The 10,395-nt window shown below is 38.7% G+C and carries 11 protein-coding genes; 9 read left to right on the top strand and 2 right to left on the bottom strand.

Features of this window, described 5'->3' with window-relative positions:
• The 4 genes from PN497_RS00305 to PN497_RS00290 form a co-directional block, all read left to right on the top strand.
• Positions 1 to 304 (top strand): recombinase family protein (locus tag PN497_RS00305; protein ID WP_272109240.1); only part of this gene is annotated, 304 nt, incomplete at its 5' end.
• Between the two features lie 88 nt (positions 305 to 392).
• Positions 393 to 1,466, top strand: coding sequence for an RNA-guided endonuclease InsQ/TnpB family protein (locus tag PN497_RS00300; RefSeq protein WP_272109238.1), 1,074 nt, complete (start codon positions 393 to 395; stop codon positions 1,464 to 1,466).
• A gap of 89 nt (positions 1,467 to 1,555) precedes the next feature.
• Positions 1,556 to 2,131: a hypothetical protein gene (locus tag PN497_RS00295; protein ID WP_096572075.1), complete on the top strand. Its 576-nt coding sequence runs from the start codon at positions 1,556 to 1,558 to the stop codon at positions 2,129 to 2,131.
• Between the two features lie 166 nt (positions 2,132 to 2,297).
• The gene (locus tag PN497_RS00290) at positions 2,298 to 4,121 is read left to right on the top strand and encodes a peptidoglycan D,D-transpeptidase FtsI family protein (protein WP_096572076.1); all 1,824 of its coding nucleotides are present in this window, start codon (positions 2,298 to 2,300) and stop codon (positions 4,119 to 4,121) included.
• A 78-nt stretch (positions 4,122 to 4,199) separates the two neighbouring features.
• Here the strand turns inward: PN497_RS00290 and PN497_RS00285 are convergent, their stop codons facing one another.
• Positions 4,200 to 5,297, bottom strand: a complete 1,098-nt coding sequence (locus PN497_RS00285) for a glutamate--cysteine ligase (protein WP_096572858.1) — start codon at positions 5,295 to 5,297, stop codon at positions 4,200 to 4,202.
• Positions 5,298 to 5,765: 468 nt separating this feature from the next.
• On the opposite strand from PN497_RS00285, the gene PN497_RS00280 reads away from it, so the two are divergent.
• From PN497_RS00280 to PN497_RS00260, 5 genes are all read left to right on the top strand, one after another.
• Complete coding sequence (locus tag PN497_RS00280) at positions 5,766 to 6,425, top strand: Mo-dependent nitrogenase C-terminal domain-containing protein (protein ID WP_096572077.1); 660 nt, start codon at positions 5,766 to 5,768, stop codon at positions 6,423 to 6,425.
• Positions 6,426 to 6,508: 83 nt separating this feature from the next.
• On the top strand, positions 6,509 to 6,712 hold the full coding sequence (locus PN497_RS25705) for a four helix bundle protein (protein ID WP_334310592.1): 204 nt from the start codon (positions 6,509 to 6,511) through the stop codon (positions 6,710 to 6,712).
• Between the two features lie 212 nt (positions 6,713 to 6,924).
• A complete protein-coding gene (obgE, locus tag PN497_RS00270) occupies positions 6,925 to 7,953 on the top strand; it encodes a GTPase ObgE (protein ID WP_096572078.1) in 1,029 nt (342 codons plus the stop codon).
• A gap of 132 nt (positions 7,954 to 8,085) precedes the next feature.
• On the top strand, positions 8,086 to 8,325 hold the full coding sequence (locus PN497_RS00265) for a PIN domain-containing protein (RefSeq protein ID WP_272109234.1): 240 nt from the start codon (positions 8,086 to 8,088) through the stop codon (positions 8,323 to 8,325).
• Between the two features lie 71 nt (positions 8,326 to 8,396).
• Positions 8,397 to 8,858 carry a peroxiredoxin gene (locus PN497_RS00260; protein WP_096572080.1) on the top strand — a complete coding sequence of 154 codons (462 nt, stop codon included), beginning with the start codon at positions 8,397 to 8,399 and terminating at the stop codon, positions 8,856 to 8,858.
• 173 nt (positions 8,859 to 9,031) lie between these two features.
• Here PN497_RS00260 and hpf read toward each other — a convergent pair whose 3' ends face one another.
• On the bottom strand, positions 9,032 to 9,679 hold the full coding sequence (gene hpf, locus PN497_RS00255) for a ribosome hibernation-promoting factor, HPF/YfiA family (RefSeq protein WP_096572081.1): 648 nt from the start codon (positions 9,677 to 9,679) through the stop codon (positions 9,032 to 9,034).
• Between the last annotated feature and the right edge of the window lie 716 nt (positions 9,680 to 10,395).

Here is a 10,395-nt window from a genome sequence, read left to right as displayed (position 1 = left end):
GCGAGATGACCTCGATAGACAAATCGCTTATATGCAATCCCTCTACCCAGACGCAGAAATCATCAAAGATATCGGGTCAGGACTCAACTTCAAAAGAAAAGGTCTGCGCTCCCTACTGGACAGACTTCTGCAAGGAGATAAATTCATCCTTGTTGTTGCCTGTCGGGACAGACTCGCAAGATTTGGATTTGAGCTTGTACAATACATGGTCGAGCAAAACGGTGGACAAATCGTGGTTCTCGACAAAACTGTACACTGTCCACAATCAGAACTTACCCAAGTGGTTCGGCTTCGCTCACCATAAAATTTACTATCAATCCTTCACATCTTTTCCTGTAGAATGCAGGACTGGAGAAAATACTTTAAAAAAATCAAAGAGGATTTATCTGAAATTGAGTCCTGCACAGAAAAGGAAGGTTAAATATTGGTTTGGTGTTTCCAGATTTGTTTATAACGAAACAATTCGGTATTTACAAACTCCAGAAACAAAAGCCAACTGGAAAGGGATAAAAACTGGGATTATCCAAGGATTACCTGAATGGTGTAAAGATGCGCCATATCAAATTAAATCTATTGCCATTAAAGATGCTTGTCAGGCTGTTAAAAATGCCAAGAAAAAGTATATTGATGGTGGTGGAATTAGCAGGTGTAGATTCAGAACCAAAAAAGATCCTGTGCAGTCTTGTTATATTCCCAAATCTGCCGTAAAAGATGCAGGAATTTATCACACTGTGTTAGGAGAGCTAAAATATAAAGATCCTCTCCCTGATGGGTTTGGAGATTGTAGATTAGTCTCATTTTACGGAGATTATTACATCTGCTTACCAATAGAAAGTCTACGGCATAAAACCGAGAACCAAGGTCGTGTTGTAGCTTTAGATCCCGGAATTAGAAATTTTTTAACCTTCTTTGCGGATAATTGCTTTGGATGGTTAGGCGAAAATGCTAATCTAAGAACCCAGAAACTTTGTTTCAAATTAGATAAGTTAATTAGCAAAATATCTCAGGCTAAGAGCAAACAGAAGAAGAGATTAAAAAATGCAGCAACTCGGCTAAGAGGAAAGATTAAATATCTAGTAGACGAGTTGCATAAAAAGACAGCTAGATTTTTGGTTGATAATTTTGATGTGATTCTACTTCCTACTTTTGAGACATCTATGATGTCTAGAAAAGTCAAGAGAAGGATTAAGTCTAAATCAGTCCGACAAATGCTTACTTTAAGTCACTACAAATTCAAGCAATTTATCAAACATAAAGCGCACGAATTTAATAAAATAGTGGTTGATGTTAATGAAGCATACACTTCAAAAACAGTAAGTTGGACTGGTGAAATCATCAATAATCTAGGGGGATCTAAAACTATCAAATCTCGGATAGATGGTAAAACTATGAACCGAGATTTGAATGGTGCGCGAGGAATTTATGTCTCGGCTTGCGCTCGACACAAGTCTTCGTGCATTGGTTGATACGCCTTGGTTGAGAGATAATCTCAACTTATGTATTTGTTAGCATTAGTTAGCAAAAAGGTATCGGCTCTAGTATCCTGTTAAAAAATATGCAAACAAATTCTAAATCGAATAGTGCATCCACAGTAGTGCGCTCTCAAAGAAAACGTAATTCCCCTAGAAAAATATCAACTTCTCTAGTCAGTGAGGCAGTAGTATCAACATTGGAGAAAAATTCTGGGCAAAAAACAGTCACAAATACCACAAATGTGAATGGGCAGTCCAAGGATAAACACCTAAATGAGATGTCTACTGCTGCATCCACACCGATATGGTTGCTACGCTTGCACGCTGTCTATCGTTATTCCTCAGCTGCGACATTTGTGTTTGTGGCTGCAACACTGGTGGTTTATGGTTTGACAGTCTATTCTCAAGAGCTTTGGAGTAAATATTACCGCACTCTGCAAAGCCTACAACGTCATGAGCGGCAGTTGAACACAATCAATGCAGCACTGATCAAAAAGATGGCTGAAGAGGGAGAAAAAGCAGAAGCAGGACTAAGATTACCAACTCCAGGGGAGACAATTTTTTTGCCACCAACATCCCCTAGTCCAAAGTCAGCATCCTCAAGTATAATTCCCAATTCACAAGTGCAGTCCCAAACTTCCTCTCCATTAGGATATTAAAATTTAAAGAGATTGGTGATTGCTAATTGATTACCCCTATTCCCTGTTCTCTATTCCCTATTCCCTATTCCCTGTTCCCTATTCCCTATTCCCTATTCCCTATTCCCTATTCCCTGTTCCCTGTTCCCTGTTCCCTAACAACTGAGAACTGACACAAAAAAACCCAATGCAGAAGTCACCAAGCCGAACAAAATTGAGAAATTTGCAGAATTTAAAGTTTACAAGGCGGCGCAAGTTATACAAACAAGCTGTACCAGAGAATGGTTTTCCTCAAGCTCAAGCAACCAATCCCAAGTCTCGACTGTTGATAGTTTGGGGTATCTTGGTTGCTGCTGGGTTGGGGTTGGCTTTCAATTTGTATCGACTGCAAATTATTGATGGTGCAAAACTCACTCAAAGGGCAAGAAACCAGCAAATGGTGAATGTGCGTCCTTTTATACCCCGTCGCCCAGTGGTTGATCGCAATAACAATATGTTGGCCATTGACCGTCCAGTATATACCCTGTATGCCCATCCCAAACTATTTGATAAGTCTAAGGAGGAAATAGCAGCAAAAATTGCACCAATTCTCAACAAAGATGCTCGTCAGTTAGTAAAAACATTTGAAAGTAGAAGCAGCGGTATTCTGATTGCTAATGGTATTGGCGAAAATATTGCCGATCGCTTGATTTCATTCCGCTTGAATGGCTTGGAATTTATTCAAAAATATTCCCGTTTCTACCCACAAGATGATTTGGTTGCTAATGTAGTGGGCTATGTTAATCTTGACCGTCAGGGTCAGGCGGGGGTTGAATATAGTCAAGAGACACTATTGGAACGCTCCAGGCAAACAGTGCGTCTCAGTCGGGCTGGTAACGGCGCAATTATGCCAACCTATGCACCAGAAGGATTTTTGCATTCTGATGATTTAAAACTGCAACTCACTATTGATAATCGTTTACAACGGGCAGCCCGGACGGCACTCAAAGAACAGATTGACAAGTTTCAGGCTAAACGCGGTGCTGTAATTGTGATGGATGCCACCGATGGTTCATTATTGGCCTTGGTTTCTCATCCTACCTATAATGCAAATCAATATTCCAAAGCAGATATTTCACTGTTTAGAAATTGGCCTGTCGCGGATCTTTATGAACCAGGTTCTACTTTTAAACCTTTAATTGTGGCGATCGCTCTGGAAAATGGTGTCATCAAACCAGAGGATGTATTTAATGACCCAGGTACTATTAAAGTCGCTGACCGCATTATCAAAAACGCAGAAATTAACAGTTTTAGACGAATTAATATTGCCGAAATTTTACAAACTTCTAGCAACGTTGGTATGGTACAAATTATCCAACGTCTGAAGCCGAGAACATATTATAACTGGTTAGAAAAACTGGGACTAGGACAAAAAATGGATACAGATTTGCCTTTTGCAGTCAGTGGCAGTCTCAAAAGGCAAGAAAAATTCCTATCCTCTAATCTAGAACCAGCAACTACTTCTTTTGGGCAAGGTTTTTCTTTGACACCTTTACAACTGGTGCAAATGCACGGCGCTTTGGCTAATGGTGGTAAATTGATAACACCCCATGTAGTTCAAGGCTTGATTGATAATCAAGGTAAAATTCACTACTCACCTAATCTACCAGCACCACGCCAGATTTTCTCACCTACAACTACCCAAAAGGTCATGGACATGATGGAAACTGTGGTTTCTCAGGGAAGTGGTAAAGCTTCTCAAATCAAAGGATACGGTATTGCAGGTAAAACCGGTACAGCCCAAAAAGCCTCTCCTAAAGGTGGATATATTCCCGGTGCAAGAATTACTAGCTTTGTGGGTATTGTCCCAGCAGAAGCCCCCCGTTATGTAGTTTTGGCAATAGTCGATGAACCAAAAGGAGCAAATGCCTATGGTGGAACTGTGACAGCGCCTATTGTTAAATCTGTAATGGAAGTGCTTATTCCTATGCAGAAGATTCCACCAAGTCAGCAGGTGACAGGTGATAATTGATAATTGATAATTGATAATTGATAGTTGTTTTTATCCAATTACCAATTACCAATTACCAATTACCAATTACCAATTACCTCAAACATAAGTTCTCTTGATTGTTTCTTCAATTGAACCTAGATTTTCAAACATTTCAATTAGTTGATGGGATTTGGTTTTGCGATTTGCCAAAATATCTTTTAATGGGGCTAAAAATTTAATATCTGGGTCATTTTCTAGGGCATTTTCAGCAGCTTGTAAAACTTTGGTGGCATTCAGAAAAATATCATCATGATCAAATCCTGCTTTGGCTGAAATTTGATGTAAAGTTGTATCAGGTACAATAGCTCTACCTTCCAAGGTTTTATCTAAAGCCAAACCTTTTAACAGTGCCAGTAACCCTGCATAAATAGAAAAATTATCACAGCTATCACAAGCTTTAAATTCGATTCTTCCTACTTCTGCGGGAATGCGGGCAATTTTCGTTAATGAAGGTACACTTTTAATTAAATGTTCCTGGTTTTCCACAAACACTAATGTTGCTGATCTTTTGCCAGTTCTGATAAATGTCCTCACTGATAAACCTTCCCATAAACTGCCATTATAAAACGGAGAACTGTAACTAAAAGGAACAATAAAAGGACTGTAATAGGTCAGTTTTTTCCCAATATCAATTACATTTTCTATAGGCAAATCTGCTATGGAAATATTTAAATCTGGACCATAGGAAACCATGTAAATATGGGCAGTTTGTTCATCTGGATAAGCTTGTAATTGCCTAAGTTCAAAATCATTTAATGGTGGTTGGGGTTCAAAAACACAAGTATAGGGATTAAAACTGATTAAAACAGGAGAAAAACCAAAACTAGCCGCTGTCTCACGTAGTAAAGAAAAACTAGCTGTTAATTCATCAATTGCACCTTGAATAGTAGAATTTATAGTAGTTCTAATTTCGATGCCTTTAGCTACACAATCAATTACTGCTTCTGAATCAGCAAATCTTTCAAAACCCTCAATATACCATCGCTTCTTTTTAATACCAGCATCACCAACCCTCAATTGTGGGTAGTCATGGGGGTAAAGAGGTAATTTGTCAACTATTTGCTGAAAATCAGCAAATTTTGTACAAGAGAAATCAGCAAACTTTCCTTCATGGTTAAGAAAAGCAACTTCATGTTCAATTCCGAAAAAAAACATAGGTGATTGGTGATTGGTGATTGGTGATTGGTGATTGGGCATTATTTAGATTATTAATCTTCCCCTGCCTCCCCTGCCTCTCACAAGGGTAGGTATTTTACATTGTCGTGAGGGCAAGACTTGGAGGACAAGGCAGACAAGGTGACAAGGGAGGAAATACGTAACAAGAATGTACAATTGGTAACAATAACTGAGGCTAAACAGACCTTGTTTTGTAGAAAATCTTCCTTGTCTACAATACCTCCTTGTCTTCGGTGGTCCTGCCTCAACAGATAATATTAAAAACCTACCCCTGTGATCTGCCTCCCCTGCCTTCTGCCTTCTGCCTCCTTTAAGGTAGTAAATAGAAAAAATTATCAATAATCTTTGTAAAAGGGATTTTAGCGCAAAACAGACGATTGGGGTAGTTTAGAAATGAATGATTGATAATATCTTGAATGTCTTGAATATCTTGAGGCGTGAGTTTTTATGACAAGTGCGGTTAAAACCCCCTACAGTAGCGAACAAATTACAGTTTGGTTACGTGGACTACTAACTATTGCTTGGGCTGATGGTAATTTTGATGCCCAAGAACAGGAGTTAATTAACAGCATTACCAAAGATGAATTAGCCCCTTGTCTGAACTGGGATTCATTAGAGATAATTACACCTGAAGAATTAGCTGCTGTGTTGGGTAAAGGTACAGCAGTTGGGGAAAATTTTTTGCGGACAGCAGTGATGGTGGCGATCGCTGATGGAATATATTCTCCCAGCGAAGAAAAAATTTTACACAAGTTTTGTCAAGCTTTGGAATTAGACACCCAAGCCCTCACAGCTTTACGTCACACATTGGAATATCCCAAACAAGTACAAGAAACCACCCTACACCCACCAGATATATTGCACCCGCTTCGGGATTGGTTAGACGGGTTAGAAATTCATGATCCTAGAGTGGCCAGATTTTTATGTAAAATGATTCCTTCCCAGTGTCCTTTTGAAAGAGATGTCACCCTATTTGGTAAAAAAATAGTCCATATTCCCCCAATGTGCAAAATCAACCCATTGTATGAACAATTAGTAGGTTTACGCTTTCGCGCTCTTTCCTACCTTGCTGATGAATGTCAGGAGGATGTTTCACAGTATATTTAGGCATTAGGTATGGAGCATGGAAGATTTTTTATGCTCTATTCCCGCCCTTAACAAATAAACCAGGTGCATAAGTCTTGTATTTAATGAATAGACCAGATTTTGAAAATTTAGAGGTTTACAAATTAGCTGAAAAGTTAGCTAATCAAATTTGGTATATTGTTGAAGAATGGGACTATTTCGCCAAGGATACTATAGGCAAGCAAATTGTGAGGCTGCTGATAGTGTTTGTACCAATATTGAGGAAGGCAGGGGGCGATATAATGACCAAGATAATCGCTGATTTGTAAAAATTGCTAGAGGGTCTTTATATTAAACAATAAGTTTGTTAAGACTAGCATACTCTAGACAATTATTAACCAATGAACAAATAAACCGATTCAAACCAATTATTGAGGAACTGTTACCTAAACTTAGTGCTTACTTAAAATCAATAGGAAACAGAAAAGACAACTAATAGCTAATTTTCAATGCCCAATGCCCAATGCCCAATAATTAAATTATGCAATTTATCGATCAAGCAGTAATTGAAGTTCAAGCCGGTAAAGGTGGCGATGGTATCGTCGCTTTTCGCAGAGAAAAATATGTACCAGCAGGTGGTCCTTCTGGTGGTAACGGAGGAAAAGGTGGTTCAGTGATTTTTGTGGCTGATACCAACTTACAAACCTTATTAGACTTTAGATATAAACATATATTTAAAGCCGATAATGGTGGTCGTGGTGGTCCTAATAATTGTACAGGTGCAAACGGCAAAGATTTAATTATTGAAGTTCCCTGTGGTACTGCCATTTATGATGGGGAAACGGACGCTTTGTTATGTGATTTAGTTGAACCTGGACAACGTTTTCTGGCTGCTGAAGGTGGCAAAGGTGGTTTAGGAAATCAACATTTTTTAAGTAACCGTAACCGCGCCCCAGAATATGCCCTTCCTGGTTTAGAAGGTGAACATAAATTTTTACGTTTGGAGTTGAAACTGTTAGCAGAAGTGGGAATTATTGGTTTACCAAATGCTGGTAAATCAACTTTAATTTCTTCTTTGTCTGCTGCACGTCCGAAAATCGCTGATTATCCTTTTACAACTCTTGTTCCTAATTTGGGAGTAGTGAAAAAACCCACAGGTGATGGTACTGTTTTTGCAGATATTCCTGGTTTAATTGAAGGTGCTTCTCATGGTGCTGGTTTGGGTCATGATTTTTTGCGGCACATTGAAAGGACTAGGGTTTTATTACACTTAATTGATGCTACAAGTGAAGATGTAATTGGTGATTTCCATACTATTCAAGAAGAACTCAAAGCTTACGGAAGGGGTTTGGCTAAACGTCCGCAAATTTTGGCGTTAAATAAAATTGATGCGGTTGATAGGGCAAGTGTTGATTTAGAGGCTTTAGCTACACAATTAAATCATCTTTCTTTAGCTCCGGTTTTTATTATTTCGGCTGTAACTCGCACTGGTTTAGATGAGTTGATGCAGGAAATTTGGCGAGTGGTTGATGAAGTGAATGCTTTGGAAGCTGCGGAGGTTGGGGTGTAGTTGATGTAAGGATTTTGTTGAGTAAATGTCCGCAAATGCGGACTCATTTTTACTATTTTCGTAATTATTTGGAAACTTTCTAAGGATGTTGAGGAAAAAATACGTTCTTTTTTCAGACATGAATGGATTTATGTGTATGATGTAGATAGAAAAATTGGAGAATTAGCCAGAGATTTAATGTGGCAATATGAAAGTTTAAAACCCAAAGATGCTACTCATGTAGCCACTGCTATACAGGCTAAAGTGGATGTTTTAGACACTTTTGATGATGGATTGCTCAAACTTTCTGGCTTGATAGGCGATCCTCTTTTACCCATAAAAAGACTTTATTGGCCAAATCAACTAGAACTAGAACTTTTTGATGAAATATAACTAATGTTGAGAATACCAAATGACAAATAATTAGTTAATGTAGATTTGTTAAGCCATTATTAATAGCCACCATGTCTATCAACATTGGAGATACTGCACCTGATTTTAGTCTACCCTCTCAAGACGGTTCTACAGTCAGTTTAAAGGATTTTCGCGGCAAAAAGGCTGTCGTCCTTTACTTTTATCCTAAAGACGACACCCCTGGATGTACTGCGGAATCTTGCGCTTTCCGAGATCAATATGAAGTATTTAAAGCTGCTGGTGCTGAAGTCATCGGCGTAAGTGGTGACTCTAGCGAATCTCATCAGAAGTTTGCAGCTAAGTACAATTTACCTTTTACACTGTTGAGTGATAAAGGCGACAATGTTAGAAAACAATATGGTGCAACTACTGCTTTTGGTTTTATCCCCGGCCGGGTAACTTACGTAATAGACCAAAACGGCATTGTTAAATCTGTGTTTGATTCCATGTTTAACTTTAAAGGTCACGTTGAGGAAACCTTGAAAATGTTACAACAGTTGGCTGCAAGATGATTTGGTGATTGGTGATACAATTTTGGATTTTGGATTTTGGAGTTTGGATTTTGGATTTTGGAGTTTGGATTTTGGATTTTGGATTGTATTTCATGTACTCCAATCTAAAATCTAAAATCTAAAATCTAAAATCTTGTCCCAGTCCCCAGTCCCCAGTACCCAATCACCTGAAATCAGACTTTAGACTTTTCCGGCATGGGAATATTACCTTGGGCGGTTTTGCCGTTCTTGCCGTTAGTTTGTCCGTTAGTGTTAGGGTTGCGGGGTTGAATCACACCATAACCGCCGTGGTTACGTTCATAAATAACGTTGATTTCTCCTGTTTCGGCGTTACGGAACATATAAAAGTCATGTCCTACAAGTTGCAGTTGTTCTTGCGCTTCTACAACTGTCATCGGAGGCATGGAAAAATACTTAGTCCTGACTACTTCTCCTGGTAGTTCAGGAGTGCGATCGCCGATTAAATCTGCTACTGGTTCGGCAACTACGGCTTCATTAGTTGGTATAGGCTGGGTTTTGTGTTCTTGTCTTCTTTCTTTGTATTTTCGCAGTTGACGGGATATTTTATCTGCCACCAAGTCAATACTTGCATATAAGTTCTCGCTGCTTTCCTCTGCACGGATGACGTTACCATTAGCATAAATAGTGACTTCAGCCGCTTGTCTAGTATTAATTCGCGGATTGCGAGCTACACTTAAATGGACATCTACTTCATTCGTGATGTTTTGAAAGTGACTAACTGCTTTTTCAATTTTTTGATGCACATATTCTCGAATTGCATCGGTAATTTCAATATTTTTGCCGTGGATGACAAGCTTCATGTAAACTCTCCCGCTAAATATTTAGCTAAATATTTATTTGATGTGAATGGGTTTTGTATGCACAGAGATTGCGGTAAGGTCTATCACTGCCGCCAATACAAATTGTGAACTGCTTTTAATGTAAGGCTTTTGTATTTGTTTCTCAAGTTGTTGCATCTTAACTATAAGTACCTCTAGCTTTGATTTAGTTTGTGAAACTCTGTGTTAGTATCCAACTGCTTGCCAGACAACTGGATCTGCAAAGAAAAACTTTCAATCAATCATTATTAGCTGTTCTGTACCTGCTTTTTCAGTTTGAGCAACTTTTATTTACAATTCTAGAAGTAGCTCCTCTTGTGATTCTTCTGTTGGCTTGCTCTTTCTATATATTAATTATGCCAGCCAGAATAGAAGTTTTGATTCTGATCGATGTCAACAACTTCTGAAGATACCATCAGCCATTCTATTTCTCTTGTTTTGGCGTGATGCTTATTGCAGGCAATTCCTCCCATCACCATTGAGGTTATATATTTAAACTAACACTTTCTTGTGGATAAAGTTTATTTCGTTGACTTTCCTTTAAGATCCTTTGCATTGCTTGACATTTGTTGACCCAATTCTTACTTTTTTGCAACATATATTCAGAGAATAAGTGACTGGGGACTGGTGATTGGTGATTGGTGATCTGTGATTGGGGACTGGTGACTGGTGACTGGGGACTGGGGACTGGTGACTGG

The organism is Sphaerospermopsis kisseleviana CS-549 (genome assembly GCF_028329225.1).
Taxonomy (GTDB): domain Bacteria; phylum Cyanobacteriota; class Cyanobacteriia; order Cyanobacteriales; family Nostocaceae; genus Sphaerospermopsis; species Sphaerospermopsis kisseleviana.
This window is presented reverse-complemented; position numbering and strand designations above follow the sequence as displayed.

What these genes read in the sequence shown, in the direction of transcription:
- PN497_RS00295 (WP_096572075.1), top strand. Translation starts at nt 1,556, where the DNA reads ATGCAAACAAATTCTAAATCGAATAGTGCATCCACAGTAGTGCGCTCT.
- PN497_RS00290 (WP_096572076.1), top strand. Translation starts at nt 2,298, where the DNA reads ATGCAGAAGTCACCAAGCCGAACAAAATTGAGAAATTTGCAGAATTTA.
- PN497_RS00285 (WP_096572858.1), bottom strand. Translation starts at nt 5,297, where the DNA reads ATGTTTTTTTTCGGAATTGAACATGAAGTTGCTTTTCTTAACCATGAA.
- PN497_RS00280 (WP_096572077.1), top strand. Translation starts at nt 5,766, where the DNA reads ATGACAAGTGCGGTTAAAACCCCCTACAGTAGCGAACAAATTACAGTT.
- PN497_RS25705 (WP_334310592.1), top strand. Translation starts at nt 6,509, where the DNA reads ATGAATAGACCAGATTTTGAAAATTTAGAGGTTTACAAATTAGCTGAA.
- obgE (WP_096572078.1), top strand. Translation starts at nt 6,925, where the DNA reads ATGCAATTTATCGATCAAGCAGTAATTGAAGTTCAAGCCGGTAAAGGT.
- PN497_RS00260 (WP_096572080.1), top strand. Translation starts at nt 8,397, where the DNA reads ATGTCTATCAACATTGGAGATACTGCACCTGATTTTAGTCTACCCTCT.
- hpf (WP_096572081.1), bottom strand. Translation starts at nt 9,679, where the DNA reads ATGAAGCTTGTCATCCACGGCAAAAATATTGAAATTACCGATGCAATT.